14 protein-coding genes, 5 tRNA genes and 1 pseudogene are annotated in these 15,439 nt (G+C 57.4%); 13 read left to right on the forward strand and 7 right to left on the reverse strand.

Features of this window, described 5'->3' with window-relative positions:
* Positions 1-200 precede the first annotated feature (200 nt).
* Complete coding sequence (locus ACYZT0_RS06890; protein WP_462045184.1) at positions 201-968, forward strand: HpcH/HpaI aldolase family protein; 768 nt, start codon at positions 201-203, stop codon at positions 966-968.
* Between the two features lie 56 nt (positions 969-1,024).
* On the opposite strand, the gene ACYZT0_RS06895 is transcribed toward ACYZT0_RS06890, so the two are convergent.
* Positions 1,025-1,411 carry a VOC family protein gene (locus ACYZT0_RS06895; RefSeq protein ID WP_462045185.1) on the reverse strand — a complete coding sequence of 129 codons (387 nt, stop codon included), beginning with the start codon at positions 1,409-1,411 and terminating at the stop codon, positions 1,025-1,027.
* 218 nt (positions 1,412-1,629) lie between these two features.
* Here ACYZT0_RS06895 and ACYZT0_RS06900 point away from each other — a divergent pair, with 218 nt between their 5' ends.
* On the forward strand, positions 1,630-2,283 hold the full coding sequence (locus ACYZT0_RS06900) for a GntR family transcriptional regulator (protein ID WP_462045186.1): 654 nt from the start codon (positions 1,630-1,632) through the stop codon (positions 2,281-2,283).
* Positions 2,284-2,401: 118 nt separating this feature from the next.
* On the opposite strand, the pseudogene ACYZT0_RS06905 reads toward ACYZT0_RS06900, so the two are convergent.
* Positions 2,402-2,732, reverse strand: a pseudogene (locus tag ACYZT0_RS06905) (phage integrase central domain-containing protein); the annotation flags it as partial.
* Positions 2,733-2,827: 95 nt separating this feature from the next.
* Positions 2,828-2,903: transfer RNA gene (locus tag ACYZT0_RS06910), tRNA-Asn, on the reverse strand.
* Positions 2,904-3,131: 228 nt separating this feature from the next.
* Here ACYZT0_RS06910 and ACYZT0_RS06915 point away from each other — a divergent pair.
* Complete coding sequence (locus ACYZT0_RS06915) at positions 3,132-3,362, forward strand: hypothetical protein (protein ID WP_462045187.1); 231 nt, start codon at positions 3,132-3,134, stop codon at positions 3,360-3,362.
* Here ACYZT0_RS06915 and ACYZT0_RS06920 read toward each other — a convergent pair.
* Both ACYZT0_RS06920 and ACYZT0_RS06925 read right to left on the reverse strand, forming a co-directional pair.
* A complete protein-coding gene (locus ACYZT0_RS06920) occupies positions 3,359-3,559 on the reverse strand; it encodes a hypothetical protein (RefSeq protein WP_462045188.1) in 201 nt (66 codons plus the stop codon). The two genes, ACYZT0_RS06915 and ACYZT0_RS06920, sit on opposite strands and share 4 nt — an antisense overlap.
* Positions 3,560-3,700: 141 nt before the next feature.
* Positions 3,701-4,897: an amino acid aminotransferase gene (locus ACYZT0_RS06925; protein ID WP_462045189.1), complete on the reverse strand. Its 1,197-nt coding sequence runs from the start codon at positions 4,895-4,897 to the stop codon at positions 3,701-3,703.
* 337 nt (positions 4,898-5,234) lie between these two features.
* Here ACYZT0_RS06925 and uvrB point away from each other — a divergent pair, with 337 nt between their 5' ends.
* Complete coding sequence (uvrB, locus tag ACYZT0_RS06930) at positions 5,235-7,250, forward strand: excinuclease ABC subunit UvrB (protein ID WP_462045190.1); 2,016 nt, start codon at positions 5,235-5,237, stop codon at positions 7,248-7,250.
* Positions 7,251-7,295: 45 nt separating this feature from the next.
* Here the strand turns inward: uvrB and ACYZT0_RS06935 are convergent, their stop codons facing one another.
* Together ACYZT0_RS06935 and ACYZT0_RS06940 are read right to left on the reverse strand one after the other, a co-directional pair.
* Positions 7,296-8,846 (reverse strand): MDR family MFS transporter, encoded by a 1,551-nt coding sequence (locus ACYZT0_RS06935; protein WP_462045191.1) that lies wholly within the window; start codon positions 8,844-8,846, stop codon positions 7,296-7,298.
* Positions 8,836-9,885 (reverse strand): HlyD family secretion protein, encoded by a 1,050-nt coding sequence (locus tag ACYZT0_RS06940; protein ID WP_462045192.1) that lies wholly within the window; start codon positions 9,883-9,885, stop codon positions 8,836-8,838. Before ACYZT0_RS06940 ends, ACYZT0_RS06935 begins: the two co-directional genes overlap by 11 nt.
* Before the next feature lie 218 nt (positions 9,886-10,103).
* Between ACYZT0_RS06940 and gltX the strand changes: the two genes are divergently transcribed.
* The 9 genes from gltX to ACYZT0_RS06985 all read left to right on the forward strand — a co-directional run bounded on the left by gltX (position 10,104) and on the right by ACYZT0_RS06985 (position 15,387).
* On the forward strand, positions 10,104-11,585 hold the full coding sequence (gene gltX, locus ACYZT0_RS06945; protein WP_462045193.1) for a glutamate--tRNA ligase: 1,482 nt from the start codon (positions 10,104-10,106) through the stop codon (positions 11,583-11,585).
* A gap of 189 nt (positions 11,586-11,774) precedes the next feature.
* A tRNA-Ala gene (locus ACYZT0_RS06950) sits at positions 11,775-11,850 on the forward strand.
* Between the two features lie 79 nt (positions 11,851-11,929).
* A tRNA-Glu gene (locus tag ACYZT0_RS06955) sits at positions 11,930-12,005 on the forward strand.
* A 52-nt stretch (positions 12,006-12,057) separates the two neighbouring features.
* Positions 12,058-12,133 (forward strand) — tRNA-Ala (locus ACYZT0_RS06960).
* A gap of 80 nt (positions 12,134-12,213) precedes the next feature.
* Positions 12,214-12,289: transfer RNA gene (locus ACYZT0_RS06965), tRNA-Glu, on the forward strand.
* A gap of 197 nt (positions 12,290-12,486) precedes the next feature.
* A complete protein-coding gene (locus ACYZT0_RS06970) occupies positions 12,487-13,026 on the forward strand; it encodes a TetR/AcrR family transcriptional regulator (protein ID WP_462045194.1) in 540 nt (179 codons plus the stop codon).
* 31 nt (positions 13,027-13,057) lie between these two features.
* Positions 13,058-13,891, forward strand: a complete 834-nt coding sequence (locus ACYZT0_RS06975; RefSeq protein WP_462045195.1) for an alpha/beta fold hydrolase — start codon at positions 13,058-13,060, stop codon at positions 13,889-13,891.
* Between the two features lie 48 nt (positions 13,892-13,939).
* The gene (locus tag ACYZT0_RS06980) at positions 13,940-14,377 is read left to right on the forward strand and encodes an acyl-CoA thioesterase (protein ID WP_282377652.1); all 438 of its coding nucleotides are present in this window, start codon (positions 13,940-13,942) and stop codon (positions 14,375-14,377) included.
* 50 nt (positions 14,378-14,427) lie between these two features.
* Positions 14,428-15,387 carry a tRNA dihydrouridine synthase gene (locus tag ACYZT0_RS06985; protein WP_462045196.1) on the forward strand — a complete coding sequence of 320 codons (960 nt, stop codon included), beginning with the start codon at positions 14,428-14,430 and terminating at the stop codon, positions 15,385-15,387.
* Positions 15,388-15,439: the final 52 nt, after the last annotated feature.

Genomic DNA, 15,439 nt, shown 5'->3' on the forward strand with positions numbered 1-15,439 from the left:
GCTGAATATTTAGCCGCTCAACTAATTTAACTGGCTGTGTCCAATCGAGGTATCCACTCTGCGGGTCGGTCTGCAACATTAAACTCACGTTTCGATTTGGTAACTGTGTTGCACTTAGCTCTGCAACCTTCCTGTGCAGTCGGCTAAATAAATATAGCGAGTCGTGCTGCTGTGTCGAACATTTAATTCAGGTGAAGAATATGCGAGCAAACGGGTTGCAAGAGGTATGGCAGCAGGGCAGATGCGCATTGAATGCGTGGTTGTCGATAGGCTCAAGTTACAGCGCCGAGGTGGTGGCGCATTTGCCTTACGATGCGGTGACGGTTGACCTTCAACATGGCATGTTTGATATAGAGACCGCGCTCAGCATGCTGCAAGCGATCTCAACTACGACTGCAGTGCCCATGGTGCGGGTGCCAGCCAATACTGCCTGGCTAATTCAGAAAGTGCTCGACATGGGGGCGTATGGTGTCATCTGTCCTATGATCGACACGCGAGACCAGTGCGAAGCTTTCGTAAGAACGATGCGTTATCCCCCTCAAGGCGACCGCAGTTACGGCCCAGCGCGCGGTATTTTATACGGCGGTGCTGATTACGTTAACGGTGCTGATGAAGCAGTACTGTCGTGGGCAATGATAGAAACTGAGTTGGCATTGAAAAATCTTGAAGAGATCGCCAGTGTACCGGGTTTGCAGGGTCTTTACATTGGGCCTAGTGATTTGTCGATGACGTTGGAAGGTGTGATCAGTAATCCACTTTCACCGCGAGTGATCAGGGAAATAGAGAGGGTAATCCAGGTTGCTCGCGCTAATAACCTGCGCGTCGGCATTTTTTGTCCCGATGTTGCTTTTGCCCGTGAGATGGTGGCGTCTGGGTGCGATTTGGTGACAGTGATGAACGATGCCGGTTTGCTGCGCAAGGCCACCGGAGCACTTATTGCAGAAATGCAGATGACCGCTAACCGGTAAACAGTGCGATGTTCCTGACCCATTGCATGTAATGGGTCAGGAATCACAATCGGGCTTTAAGAAGCGACTTTTTCACCACGGATATTGATTTCGATGCGGATGCCATTTGGATCGATAACATATATTTGTGCCAGATTTAATGTCGGCGATACCACTGTTTCGAATTCGGTGCCGAGTTTACGAAGGTGTTTGCAAAAGGCTAGGTAATCGTGCCCCTCAAAAGCGACATGATCGATAGCGCCTGTTTTTCCGGATTGATCAATTTCGACGAAATTGATATGAATGGCCGCCGTATCACCTACGTAAATCCAGGTACCCGGTCGGCTGACGTCAGGGCGGCGGTGTGGGGCGTTTTCCAACCCTAGAACCTCTGTGTAAAACTTTACGGTCTGTTCCGGTTTTACGGTTTCTATATTGTAATGCTCCAGCTTGCTAAGTTTCATATCGTGCACCTTAATTTGATTGAATTTCACTGTAAGTATTGTTGAATAAATTGTCAACAATGCATTTGACATTACCATCGGCGGTTTTTTTGGTATTATCGCCACAGTAAAATTGCACGTAGGAACACCGTAAACGGTTCTGGCAAAAGGGCCTGCCAGCCACCGGTTTACGTAAGCCCCGGCAATCAAAAAACATTAGGAAAATTTGAGGAGCCGGAATGCGTGCAGATGTGGTTCAGCAGCTGGAAGAAGAAATCGTTTTTGGCGTTCTTCACTCAAAAGAGAAGCTGATCGAAGAGGATTTGGCCGCACGATTTAATGAAAAACGTCACGTAATCCGGGATGTGCTGGAGGATTTGAGCGCTGCCGGCTTGATCACGCGCATCCCGAATCGCGGTGCATTTGTGCGCGAGCTGACGCCGACTGAAGTGACCGAAATCTATGAGGTGCGGGAGATCATGGAAGTCGCCGCTGCAATGCGTACGCCGCTGCCAGCGCCAGAACCCATCTTGACGAAACTGCGGGAGATTCAAGATCGCCATTCGGCCGCCATAGCTGCGGGAGATCTACGTGCAGTTTTCTATCTGAATATCGAATTTCATCAAGCCCAATATTCCGCCTGTAATAATAGCAAGCTCGTCGAGATCATTATTGATTGTGCCAAACAGGCTCACCTGATCAGGGCAGTCAAATACGCAGATCCAGGACATTTGAAAAAAGTGGAGAAGGATCACTTGGCGATTCTGGCGGCGATGAGCGGCACTGATCGGCAAGCTTTGATCGAAGTGGTGAAAGCACATTTGCCGGACTCTCCCAATGCTTATATTCGTGCTTACGAACAGCGCTATGGGACGCGCCACGACAGTGTTTGAACCTGTAGATGATGCGAAAACGGGTGTTGGATGGTGAAACATGAGCTTCATGTTGCAAGCCAATCAGCTGAGTGAATTCCTCGATCCTACCTATTCGTTTCTGCGGTCACAGCCGCTAAAGGTCAACAATTGCGAGGGCGCCGATAGCGGGAAGAGGTGAGTTTTGAGGCGACTCATCACTGTCTTGGAATAGTCTGGTGCCCACTTGACATTTCCGTGTGCCAGCCAAGGGCAACACTTTCAAAGGTGCGGCCTTTGATCAGCGCTTCCGTCTTGGCCTGGTTTTTGGCTCCTATGGGGGCAATGCCATCCGCCAGCATGCGCTTGACCTTCAAGCGCTTGGGTCGTGCATCGGCGAGGCCAACGATGGGGTAGTTGCCGAATGAGGTCATTCGAAAAGCTTGTAGGCTCTTTATCCCAAACTCTACCCTTAAACGGTTGGCACCCACCGGAATCCGAAGGAACGCCAAAACGAAAAAACCCGCCAGAAGGCAGGTTTTTTGGGGGTTTCAGAGATTTTGAAAGCCTTCTCTGGAACCTTGTATGGCTCCACGACCTGGACTCGAACCAGGGACCCAGTGATTAACAGTCACTTGCTCTACCAACTGAGCTATCGCGGAATGGCGTGTATGTTACTGATTCAAAAAGAGAAGTCAAGCACCTGTTAGCCACTTGATGGATTCATGGGGACGGACGGTGGTTTATCGACCGTGGGCGGTTACCAGAATCGCCTCAGAGGTCTACCATGGCCGCCCGGAAGTGGTTACACGCGCTGCCGGGCCATTCGCCGAAAAGGTACGCGCCATGAATCAATCAACCACCACGCCTCGCCACAACGGGGTGTTCGCATGAGCATCGCTCAGATCAGCCTGCCCAAAGGCGTCGGTCCTCACGCCGAAAAACTGTTCGATGCAATCACTCAGGCCAGCACTGCTGACGAATTGAACCGGGCCGGTGGCAAGGCCGAGGGTTTTGTCCTTGGCCTGGAAAGTGCCAAGGCAATCAAAAGCCAGGTCGCCGAATCGCTCTACGTTGCTTATGACGACGCTGCCAGCCAGCGCGCAACCGAACTGACCTAACCGCCGAAGGTGACGGTGGCGACCAACAATTTGGCGTACAGCATCGTTGCGGTCAGTTGCACCAGCCACAAGGCCAGGCCGCCGAGAAACACGCCGGCAGCTACTTGCATCACCAGGTTATTACTACGTTTGGCCGGGGTGCGAGGCGCGAAGTGGTCCAACTCATCGCGGTCGGCGCGTAGGTCATCGTTTTTCATGTTGGCTCTCGTAAGAATTTCGGGGTGTACATAAAACCTGTGGGTGCAGTCTAGAGCCCTCGGTCGATGCTTTGAGAATTATCTGAGACAAATAAAAAACGGGAAGCTCAATGGCTTCCCGTTTTTTTACCGCTCGACGACTCAGATCACCGCAACGATGGCCTTGGTCACAACGTCGATGTTGCTCTGGTTCAACGCGGCAACGCAGATGCGGCCGGTGTCCAGGGCGTAGATACCGAACTCGCTGCGCAGGCGGGTCACTTGCTCAACCGTCAGGCCGGAGTAGGAGAACATGCCGCGCTGACGGCCGACGAAGCTGAAGTCACGCTGCGGTGCGTTTTTCGCCAGCAGGTCGACCATCTGAATGCGCATGCCGCGAATCCGCAGGCGCATTTCAGCCAGTTCTTCTTCCCATTGAGTGCGCAGTTCCGGGCTGTTCAGCACGGCGGCGACGATGCTTGCACCGTGGGTTGGCGGGTTGGAGTAGTTGGTGCGGATAACGCGTTTGACTTGCGACAGCACGCGCGCGCTTTCTTCTTTCGATTCGCTGACGATCGACAGGGCGCCAACGCGCTCACCGTACAACGAAAAGGATTTGGAGAACGAGCTGGAGACGAAGAACGTCAGGCCCGATTCAGCGAACAGTCGCACGGCAGCGGCGTCTTCGTCGATGCCATCGCCAAAACCCTGGTAGGCCATGTCGAGGAACGGCACATGACCTTTGGCTTTCACCACGTCCAGAACGTTTTTCCAGTCCGCCGGGCTCAGGTCCACCCCCGTCGGGTTGTGGCAGCACGCGTGCAGCACAACGATCGAACCGGACGGCAGGGCGCTCAAGTCTTCCAGCAAACCAGCACGGTTCACGTCGTGGGTTGCGGCGTCGTAGTAGCGATAGTTCTGAACCGGGAAACCGGCGGTTTCGAACAGCGCGCGGTGGTTTTCCCAGCTCGGGTCGCTGATCGCCACGACAGCGTTCGGCAGCAGTTGCTTGAGGAAGTCGGCACCGATTTTCAGCGCACCAGTACCGCCAACGGCCTGGGTGGTGATGACCCGGCCTGCAGCGATCAGCGGCGAGTCGTTGCCAAACAGCAATTTCTGCACAGCCTGGTCGTAAGCAGCGATGCCGTCGATTGGCAAATAGCCACGGGAAGCGTGTTGAGCGACGCGAACCGTCTCGGCTTCGACAACGGCGCGCAGGAGTGGAATTCGCCCCTCCTCGTTGCAGTAAACACCGACCCCCAGGTTGACCTTGTTGGTACGGGTATCGGCGTTGAATGCTTCGTTGAGGCCCAGGATTGGATCGCGTGGTGCCATTTCGACAGCGGAGAACAGGCTCATTTTGCGGCGGCTCTGAATGGAGAGTGGAGGGACGTGTCGCGCTCCAGCCGAATGCACTAGAGCGGTGCACAAACGGGGAGCTAGTATAGAGGCCATCAGCGATTGATGGCGACAGACGATTCTGCTTTTACGTTAAGTTTTTCCGATTATTTTTCGACCGTTAGTTGATTGGCAGCGTCAAAGGTTTTACCCAATGTAGGACGTTTGCCTTGAAAGCGAGGGCAATCGGCTCCACATTGAGCACAATCCAGTTTTTTCCTCGGGCGACATCGGTCGTTTGCGGTCTTTCTCGTTGCTGTCCGGTTCGATCGGTCAGGCGCGAATCCAGGGGTATTTAATGTCTGAATTCCAGCTAGTCACCCGCTTCGAGCCTGCCGGCGATCAGCCGGAAGCCATCCGTCTGATGGTCGAGGGCATCGAAGCCGGGCTGGCGCACCAGACGTTGCTCGGAGTGACCGGCTCGGGCAAGACCTTCAGCATCGCCAACGTGATCGCCCAGGTGCAGCGTCCAACCCTGGTGCTGGCACCGAACAAAACGCTGGCTGCACAGTTATATGGCGAGTTCAAAGCGTTCTTCCCGAACAACGCCGTCGAGTACTTCGTTTCCTACTACGACTACTACCAGCCCGAAGCCTACGTGCCGTCGTCGGATACGTTCATCGAGAAAGACGCCTCGATCAACGATCACATCGAACAGATGCGACTGTCCGCGACCAAGGCGTTGCTGGAGCGCAAAGACGCGATCATCGTCACCACGGTGTCGTGCATCTACGGTCTGGGCAGCCCGGAAACCTATTTGAAGATGGTTCTGCACGTGGATCGCGGCGACAAGCTCGATCAGCGTGCGTTGCTGCGTCGCCTGGCAGACCTGCAATACACCCGCAACGACATGGATTTCGCCCGTGCGACCTTCCGGGTCCGCGGCGATGTGATCGATATCCACCCGGCGGAATCCGATTTTGAAGCGATCCGCATCGAGCTGTTCGATGACGAAGTCGAGAAGATTTCCGCCTTCGATCCGTTGACCGGCGAAGTAACCCGCCAGTTGCCGCGCTTCACCTTCTATCCGAAAAGCCACTACGTGACGCCACGGGAAACCCTGCTCGGCGCCATCGAAGGCATCAAGGTCGAGCTTCAGGAGCGCCTGGACTACCTGCGTTCCAACAACAAACTGGTGGAAGCGCAGCGTCTGGAGCAGCGCACCCGGTTTGACCTGGAGATGATTCTCGAGCTGGGTTACTGCAATGGTATCGAAAACTACTCGCGCTACCTGTCGGGCCGTGAATCTGGCCAGGCGCCACCGACCTTGTTCGACTACCTGCCGGCCGACGCCTTGCTGGTGATCGACGAATCCCACGTCAGCGTGCCGCAGGTCGGCGCCATGTATAAAGGCGACCGCTCCCGTAAGGAGACGCTGGTGGAATACGGTTTCCGCCTGCCGTCAGCGCTGGATAACCGGCCGATGCGTTTCGACGAGTTCGAAAGCATTAGCCCGCAGACGATTTTTGTCTCGGCGACGCCGGGTAACTACGAGGCCGAACATGCCGGTCGCGTGGTCGAGCAGCTGGTGCGCCCGACCGGCCTGGTGGACCCGCAAATCGAAATCCGTCCGGCGCTGACCCAGGTCGACGATTTGCTCTCGGAAATCGGCAAGCGCGTGGCGCTGGAGGAGCGGGTGCTGGTCACGACGTTGACCAAGCGTATGTCCGAAGACTTGACCGATTACCTGGCTGACCACGGCGTACGGGTGCGTTATCTGCACTCGGACATCGACACGGTTGAACGGGTTGAAATTATCCGCGATCTGCGTCTGGGTACCTTCGATGTATTGGTGGGGATCAACTTGCTGCGTGAAGGTCTGGACATGCCGGAAGTGTCCCTGGTGGCGATTCTCGATGCGGACAAGGAAGGCTTCCTGCGTTCCGAGCGCTCGCTGATCCAGACCATCGGCCGGGCGGCGCGCAACCTCAATGGTCGGGCGATACTCTACGCGGATCGCATTACCGGTTCCATGGAGCGGGCGATCGGCGAAACCGAGCGTCGTCGCGACAAGCAGATCGCCTTCAACCTGGCCAATGGCATCACGCCCAAGGGCGTGTTCAAGGACGTTGCCGACATCATGGAAGGCGCCACCGTGCCGGGTTCGCGCAGCAAGAAGCGCAAAGGCATGGCCAAGGCCGCCGAGGAAAACGCCAAGTACGAAGCAGAATTGCGTTCGCCGGGCGAAATCGCCAAGCGTATTAAGGCGCTGGAAGAGAAGATGTACCAGCTTGCGCGCGACCTGGAATTTGAAGCTGCGGCGCAGATGCGTGATGAGATTGGCAAGTTGCGGGAGCGGTTGATCACCGTTTGAGTACAGGATCATTCCCACGCGGAGCATGGGAACGATCAGTGGTAGCTAGTGGGCTTCTCCAGCCTTGAGCCCTACCGGCAACGCCTTGGTCAACAACACCGCCAGCATGCTGATCCCCAGCGCAATCCCGACAAAGTGAAACGCATCGTTGTAAGCCATGATCGACGCCTGCTGATGCGCAATCTCACTGAGTTTGCCCAGCGCCGCCGTCTCACTGCCAAACCGATCCGCCAGCGACGCCATGCGCTCGGCCACCTGCGGGTTGGTCGGCACAATCGCTTCACGCAAATAATCAAAGTAAGTCTTGGTCCGCGCATCCAGCAGTGTAGCGAGGAGGGCGATGCCGATCGCGCCGCCGAGGTTGCGCAGGATGTTGAACAGGCTTGATGCCGATCCCGCGTCCTGCGGCAGGATGTAGGCGGTAGCGATCAACGAGATGGTCACCATGATCAGCGGTTGGCCCAGCGCCCGGATGATCTGAATCTGATTGAACTGCGGCCCGGCGAAGTCCGGGTTCAACACGCCCGATGAAAAACTCGCCAATCCAAATAGCCCGAAACCCAGCGTACACAGCCATTTCGGCGAGACGTATTTCATCAGCTTTGGCACCAGCGGAATCAGAAACAGCTGCGGCACGCCCATCCACATGATCACTTCGCCGATCTGTAAGGCGTTGTAGTTCTGGATCTGTGCCAGGTACAGCGGCAACAGATAGATCGAGCCGTACAAACCGACCCCCATCCCGACACTGGAAATACTCGATAAACCGAAGTTGCGATTGCGCAGGATGCCGAGGTTGATCAGCGGATTGGGCTTGGACGTCTGCACAATCACAAAGGTGATCAGGCTGATCAGCGCGATGCTGCCCAGGCTCACGATCAGGTTCGATTCCAGCCAGTCCTTGCGATGGCCTTCCTCCAGAAACACCTGCAAACAACCGAGGCCGACGCCCAGCGTGAGAATGCCCAGGTAGTCGGTGCTTTTCAGCAGTTCCCAATGGGCTTGTTTTTTTTCCAGGCCGTACATCAGGCCGCCGATCATGATCAGCCCCGGCGGAATGTTGATGTAGAAGATGTATTCCCAGCCCCAATTCTCGGTCAGCCAGCCGCCCAGGGTCGGGCCGATGGAGGGCGCGAAGGTTGCGGTCATGGCGAACATGGCCATGCCTTTGGCGCGGTGGTGTTCGGGCAGTTTGATCAGCGTGAGGGTGAACGCCAGAGGGATCAGTGCGCCGCCGGTGAAGCCCTGCAAGGCGCGGAAGACGATCATGCTTTCCAGGCTCCAGGCCATGGAGCAGAGCAGGGAAGCGGCGAGAAATCCGAGCGACACCCACACCGCCAGCCGCCGCGCCGAGAGCAACTGCACCAGCCACGCCGTCAGGGGAATCATGATGATTTCCGCCACCAGGTACGAGGTGGAAATCCACGAACCTTCTTCCAGGGTTGCCGACAGCGCGCCCTGAATGTCCTTGAGTGACGAGTTGGTGATCTGGATATCGAGCACTGCCATGAAGGCGCCGAGCATCACGCTCATCACCGCGATCCAGTCCCGTCGGGTCGGTTCTCCGACCGGACGGATCAGTTGATCACCGGCCATCGTCAGGGGCGTCTTTGATGTTCACTTTAGCGGTGACCGACATGCCCGGACGAATCTTGCCTTGCAGCGGATTGTCCGCGGCGAAGGTCAGTTTTACCGGAATCCGTTGTACGACTTTGGTGAAGTTACCGGTGGCATTGTCCGGCGGCAACAGGCTGAACTGTGCGCCCGAAGCGGCGAAAAGGCTGTCCACCCGCGCATCGATGGGCGTATTGCTGTAGGCATCGAACGTCAGCTCGGCTTTTTGGCCGGGCTGCAGGTGGCCGATCTGGGTTTCTTTGAAATTGGCCTGAATCCAGATGTCCTGATCCGGGACGATTGACATCAAATAAGCGCCCGCCTGCACGTACTGGCCTTCACGGGCGGCGCGCTGGCCGATCAGGCCGCTGATGGGGGCATGGATTTCACTGCGGGTCAGGTTCAGTTCGGCCTGGGCCAGGTCGGTTTTGGCGTTGGCGATCATGGCGTCGAGGCGTTTGATCTCGGCGGCCAGGGAGTTGATTTGTTGGCGCTGACTTTGTGCGTCCGCCTGGGCCTTGGTCACTTGCGAGCGGGCGATGTGGTTGTCGGCGGAGAGGGTGGTTACCCGTTCTTCCGATACGTAACCGGGTTTGCGCAGGGTCTGGGCCCGGGACAAGTCGATCTGCGAGCGACCAAGGCTGGCCTGGCTGGACGCGACTTGCGCGTCACTGGCGGCAATCAGGCTGGCTTGCTGGGTCAGTTTACTTCGGGCTTGCAGGCGTTCGGCTTCGCGAGTGGCGAGGGTGGCGTTGGCGCGGTCGACGGCGAGGTGGAAGTCATCGCCTTCGAGCTTGATCAGCAGTTGGCCTTTCTCGACGTGTTGGTTGTCCTGCACCAGTACCTGATCGATGCGCGCGCCCAATTGACTCGACACGCGGGTGATCTCGCCCTGGACATAAGCGTTGTCGGTGCTTTCGTAAAAGCGCCCCTTGAAAAACCACTGGGCGAAAAAGCCCCCGGCAATCAGCAGGACGAGCAGCAGGAAAATAAACAGGCGACGCTTGAGTTGGGCAGGCATGGGCAGACTGTAGTCGAGAAATTGTAAGGACGTTATCAGCGGTGGAATCTGGCATACAGCGAATGATGGGTAAATGCCATCGGCTGATAATCGGCCATTCACCGAGGCTGGAGTGCGTTGTAGACGCAAACTTGGCTTAAATGCCCTGCTCACTGGAGCCGGGCGGGCAACGCCTGTTACCATTCGCCCTTTGTTTTATCTTCATTTCGAGACTTGCCATGACCACCGTCCGCACTCGCATCGCGCCATCGCCTACCGGGGATCCCCATGTAGGTACCGCTTACATCGCTTTGTTCAACTACTGCTTTGCCAAGCAGCATGGCGGTGAGTTCATCCTGCGCATTGAAGACACCGACCAATTGCGTTCGACCCGCGAGTCCGAACAACAGATTTTCGACGCCCTGCGCTGGTTGGGTATCGACTGGAGCGAAGGCCCGGATGTCGGCGGTCCGCACGGTCCTTACCGCCAGAGCGAGCGCGGCGAGATCTATCAGAAGTACTGCCAGCAACTCGTTGAAATGGGTCACGCGTTCCCGTGCTTCTGCACCGCTGAAGAACTCGACCAGATGCGCGCCGAGCAAATGGCTCGAGGCGAAACCCCGCGTTACGACGGCCGAGCGCTGTTGCTCTCCAAGGAAGAAGTCGCTTCCCGATTGGCCGCCGGCGAACCGCACGTGATCCGCATGAAAGTGCCAAGTGAAGGCGTTTGCGTGGTGCCGGACATGTTGCGTGGCGATGTCGAGATCCCGTGGGATCGTATGGACATGCAAGTGCTGATGAAGACCGACGGCCTGCCGACGTACTTCCTGGCCAACGTGGTCGATGATCACCTGATGGGTATCACCCACGTTCTGCGCGGCGAAGAGTGGCTGCCATCCGCGCCGAAACTGATTCTGCTGTACGAGTACTTCGGCTGGGAACAACCGGAGTTGTGCTACATGCCGCTGCTGCGTAACCCGGACAAGAGCAAGCTGTCCAAGCGCAAGAACCCGACCTCGGTGACGTTCTACGAGCGCATGGGCTTCATGCCGGAAGCGATGCTCAACTACCTGGGCCGCATGGGCTGGTCGATGCCGGACGAGCGCGAGAAGTTCTCGCTGCAGGAAATGGTCGACCACTTCGACCTGAGCCGCGTCTCCCTCGGCGGGCCGATTTTCGACATCGAGAAACTGTCGTGGCTCAACGGCCAGTGGCTGCGTGACCTGCCGGTGGAAGAGTTCGCCAGCCGCTTGCAGTCCTGGGCGCTGAACCCGGAATACATGATGAAGATCGCGCCGCACGTGCAGGGGCGGGTTGAAACCTTCAGCCAGGTCGCGCCGCTGGCCGGTTTCTTCTTCGCCGGTGGCGTGAACCCGGACGCCAAGCTGTTTGAATCCAAGAAGCTGTCGGGCGATCAGGTGCGTCAGTTGATGCAGTTGATTTTGTGGAAGCTGGAAAGCCTGCGTCAGTGGGAGAAGGACAGCATCACCGCAACGATTCAAGCAGTGGTCGAATCCCTGGAGTTGAAGCTGCGTGACGCCATGCCGCTGATGTTCGCCGCGATCACGGGCCAGGCCAGTTCGGTATCGGTGCTCGATGCGATGGAAATCCTTGGTCCGGACCTGACCCGTTTCCGTCTGCGCCAGGCGATCGACTTGCTCGGTGGCGTGTCGAAGAAGGAAAACAAGGAGTGGGAAAAACTCTTGGGCAACATCGCCTAAGGCCGTTTGACCCTGTAGGAACCGCCGGAGCCAGCGACCATTTGATCGTGATCTTCGGCGCTCCCCCCGTTTTTCGGGGGGGAGGGCGGTAAGTGATTGTTATGGCGGCAAAAAATTTTGGAAATTGTTAAAAATAAGTTTGACAGCTTTCCGATGCGCCATTAAGATTCGCCCCGTCCTCAGCGATGAGGGGCTATAGCTCAGCTGGGAGAGCGCTTGCATGGCATGCAAGAGGTCGACGGTTCGATCCCGTCTAGCTCCACCAATTTACACTTCAAGGTCTGGCCACACCGGCCTTGATGCGATCGACTCTCAGGGTTGATCAGTTGTATAGAAGGGTTTGCGTCCCCTTCGTCTAGTGGCCTAGGACACCGCCCTTTCACGGCGGTAACAGGGGTTCGAGTCCCCTAGGGGACGCCAGTTTTACAGAAGCCGTGTCGCAAGATGCTGCTCCGCCGCCAGGCGATAAATCGGGGCTATAGCTCAGCTGGGAGAGCGCCTGCATGGCATGCAGGAGGTCAACGGTTCGATCCCGTTTAGCTCCACCAATTTTACAGTTCAAGGTCTGGCCACACCGGCCTTGAATCGATCAGCTCTCAGCACTGATCAGTTGTATAGAAGGTTTTGCGTCCCCTTCGTCTAGTGGCCTAGGACACCGCCCTTTCACGGCGGTAACAGGGGTTCGAGTCCCCTAGGGGACGCCACGATTACCCGCTCTGCGGGATTTTATAAGGGTCATTCAATTTTTGAATGGCCCTTTTGTTTGTCTGGCGTTTGGCCAAATCCCCTATTTCTTTCAAACTGTTCTTCAGACCAGCGGTCACATCCACGACTTGCGAAAAATTATTATGAGAATAATATTCTAGTCGTAATATTCTAGTCGTAATATTCGGAGGCAACGATGAACGATAAAAAAGCTCAAACCCGCGAACGCATCCTCAAGGCTGCCAGCGCAGCGCTGATTCAGCGCGGCCCGGCCGAACCGAGTGTGGGCGAAGTGATGGGCGCGGCCGGCCTGACCGTCGGCGGCTTCTATGCGCACTTCGAAAGCAAGGACGCGATGATGCTGGAAGCGTTCAAGCAGCTGCTCGGCCACCGCCGTGGCTTGATTGCCGACATGGATGCCCAGTTAACCGGCGAAGAGCGTCGCGCGTTGGTTGCTGCGTTTTATCTGTCACGCAAACACCGTGATTCCTCTGAGTCAGCGTGCCCGATTCCGGCTTCGGTCGGTGAACTGGGCCGGCTGCCGGACGCGTTTCGTGTGGCACTGAATGAGCATGTGGAGTTGATGGTCGCGCAGTTGGCGGCCAGCCCGGAAGACACCGACAAAGCCTTGGCCGACATGGCCTTGATGGTCGGTGGTTTGGCTCTGGCGCGCGCGCTGGGGCCAGGAGAGTTGTCTGATCGATTGCTGCGCGCCGCCAAATCGGCGGTGCTATAACCTGAAGGCCTTGGCCTGAGGAGTGAGAGCGATGAACACGTTGAAGTGGGTTCGTGGCGTTAATGGCACCTTGGGCTGGGTCGCACCAAAACTGGTTGCGAACAAAATGCGACGGGCATTCATGACGCCGCGCGAGTTGCCGCCGCGTGATTGGGAATTGCCGCTGCTGGCGAAATCCGAGCGGATCACCTTGCGCTTCGGCCTCTCGGCACTGCGTTGGGGGCAGGGTCCGGCCGTGTTGCTGATGCACGGTTGGGAGGGTCGGCCAACGCAGTTTGCCAGCCTCATCACCGCACTGGTCGATGCCGGTTACACCGTGGTTGCTTTGGACGGCCCGGCTCACGGTCGCTCGCCGGGCAGCGAAGCGAACGTCGTGCTGTTTGCTCGAGCCATGCTTGAAGCCGCTGCCGAGTTGCCGCCGCTGCAAGCGGTCATCGGTCACTCCATGGGTGGCGCCAGTGCCATGCTCGCCGTTCAACTGGGCTTGCGCACCGAAACCCTGGTCACTATCGCCGCCCCGGCTCGGATTCTCGGCGTGTTGCGCGGTTTCGCACGCTATGTGCGGCTGCCACCAAAAGCCCGTTCAGCGTTCATTCGTCAGATCGAAAGAGACGTCGGCATGCGCGCTGCGGCGCTGGATGTCGCGCACTATCAACTCGACATGCCCGGCCTGATCGTCCATGCCGAAGACGACTGCTACGTTCCGGTCAAGGAATCGCAGCTGATCAACGAAGCCTGGTTTGATAGCCGTCTGTTGCGCCTGGAAGCGGGTGGTCATCAACGGGTGCTGGCTGACCCTCGGGTGATCGAAGGCGTTCTTTCGCTGCTGGCCGGTCGCAGTTTGCAATCGCGCCAATCGGCCTGAGCATCCGTTACACTGCCCCGGTCAAAATTTTCTGACCAGGAGTGGGGCATGGGCTGGGATCGGGCAACGCCATTTATCATTGATCTGGAAGTCGGTGCAGAGGACATTGATGGGCTGGGTCACGCGAACAACGCGGTGTACGTGACCTGGCTCGAACGCTGTGCCTGGCGTCACTCCCAGCGGCTTGGCCTGGACCTGGTCGAGTATCGTCGGCTGGACCGGGCGATGGCGGTGGTGCGGCACGAAATCGATTACCTGGCAGCCGCCTATGAAGGCGATGAATTGCAATTGGCGACCTGGATCGTCGATTGGGACCAGCGCCTGAAAATGACCCGCCACTTCCAGTTGAAACGGCCCAGCGACAACACCACGTTGCTGCGGGCGCAAACCACCTTCGTCTGCATCGAACTGTCGACCGGCAAACCCAAGCGCATGCCGACCGAGTTCATCGAGGGCTACGGCCCCGCGTTGCAAGTCGCGATCTAATCGACGCTTTCGAGTAAACTGCCGCACGTTTTTCGTTGAGTGTGTTTTTCATGCAAATTGCTTTGGCGCCCATGGAGGGGTTGGTCGACAACATTCTGCGGGACGTGCTGACCCGTGTGGGCGGTATCGATTGGTGCGTGACCGAGTTCATTCGGATCAACGATCAACTGCTTACGCCTGCCTATTACCACAAGTTCGGCCCAGAACTGCTGACCGGCGCCCGGACCGCGTCCGGCGTGCCGCTGCGGGTACAGCTGCTCGGTTCCGATCCGGTATGCCTGGCAGAAAACGCCGCGCTGGCCTGCGAGCTGGGGTCCGAGGTTATCGACCTGAACTTCGGCTGCCCGGCCAAGACCGTCAATAAATCCCGTGGCGGCGCAGTCCTGCTCAAAGAGCCTGAGCTGCTGAACCAGATCGTCGAACATGTCCGTCGTGCCGTTCCGGCGCACATTCCAGTGACCGCGAAGATGCGCCTTGGTTTCGACAGTCCGGACGGTGCACTGGTTTGTGCCACGGCCCTGGCCGAAGGTGGCGCGGCGCACATCGTCGTTCATGCTCGGACCAAGACCGATGGCTACAAACCGCCGGCCCACTGGGAATGGATTCCGCGGGTGCAGGATGTGGTCAAGGTGCCGGTGTTCGCCAATGGTGATATCTGGAGCGTCGACGACTGGCGTCGTTGCCGCGAAATCAGCGGTGTGGAAGACATCATGCTCGGTCGCGGTCTGGTCTCGCGTCCGGACCTGGCGCGGCAAATCGCGGCGGCGCGGGCCGGTGAGGACGTCATCGAGATGACTTGGGCTGAGCTGCTGCCGCTGATTCAGGACTTCTGGCGGCAAGCCAAGGCGCAGATGACGCCACGCCAATCGCCGGGTCGCTTGAAGCAGTGGCTGGCGATGCTGACCCGCAATTATCCCGAAGCGGTCGAGCTGTTCACCGTCCTGCGTCGCGAGACCGAACTGGACCAGGTCTCGCGTTTACTGGGTCTACAGGTGTCTGAAGCGGCCTGAATCCAATTGAAAAAAAACAGCACATGCAGGCAGAACTCACGACTGCTTCGTC

It is taken from the genome of Pseudomonas sp. ZS1P83, from assembly GCF_054897825.1.

What these genes read in the sequence shown, in the direction of transcription:
- ACYZT0_RS06935 (WP_462045191.1), bottom strand. Translation starts at nt 8,846, where the DNA reads ATGGCCGGTGATCAACTGATCCGTCCGGTCGGAGAACCGACCCGACGG.
- ACYZT0_RS06975 (WP_462045195.1), top strand. Translation starts at nt 13,058, where the DNA reads ATGAACACGTTGAAGTGGGTTCGTGGCGTTAATGGCACCTTGGGCTGG.
- ACYZT0_RS06895 (WP_462045185.1), bottom strand. Translation starts at nt 1,411, where the DNA reads ATGAAACTTAGCAAGCTGGAGCATTACAATATAGAAACCGTAAAACCG.
- ACYZT0_RS06985 (WP_462045196.1), top strand. Translation starts at nt 14,428, where the DNA reads ATGCAAATTGCTTTGGCGCCCATGGAGGGGTTGGTCGACAACATTCTG.
- ACYZT0_RS06890 (WP_462045184.1), top strand. Translation starts at nt 201, where the DNA reads ATGCGAGCAAACGGGTTGCAAGAGGTATGGCAGCAGGGCAGATGCGCA.
- ACYZT0_RS06920 (WP_462045188.1), bottom strand. Translation starts at nt 3,559, where the DNA reads ATGAAAAACGATGACCTACGCGCCGACCGCGATGAGTTGGACCACTTC.
- ACYZT0_RS06970 (WP_462045194.1), top strand. Translation starts at nt 12,487, where the DNA reads ATGAACGATAAAAAAGCTCAAACCCGCGAACGCATCCTCAAGGCTGCC.
- ACYZT0_RS06925 (WP_462045189.1), bottom strand. Translation starts at nt 4,897, where the DNA reads ATGAGCCTGTTCTCCGCTGTCGAAATGGCACCACGCGATCCAATCCTG.
- ACYZT0_RS06900 (WP_462045186.1), top strand. Translation starts at nt 1,630, where the DNA reads ATGCGTGCAGATGTGGTTCAGCAGCTGGAAGAAGAAATCGTTTTTGGC.
- ACYZT0_RS06980 (WP_282377652.1), top strand. Translation starts at nt 13,940, where the DNA reads ATGGGCTGGGATCGGGCAACGCCATTTATCATTGATCTGGAAGTCGGT.
- gltX (WP_462045193.1), top strand. Translation starts at nt 10,104, where the DNA reads ATGACCACCGTCCGCACTCGCATCGCGCCATCGCCTACCGGGGATCCC.
- ACYZT0_RS06940 (WP_462045192.1), bottom strand. Translation starts at nt 9,885, where the DNA reads ATGCCTGCCCAACTCAAGCGTCGCCTGTTTATTTTCCTGCTGCTCGTC.
- ACYZT0_RS06915 (WP_462045187.1), top strand. Translation starts at nt 3,132, where the DNA reads ATGAGCATCGCTCAGATCAGCCTGCCCAAAGGCGTCGGTCCTCACGCC.
- uvrB (WP_462045190.1), top strand. Translation starts at nt 5,235, where the DNA reads ATGTCTGAATTCCAGCTAGTCACCCGCTTCGAGCCTGCCGGCGATCAG.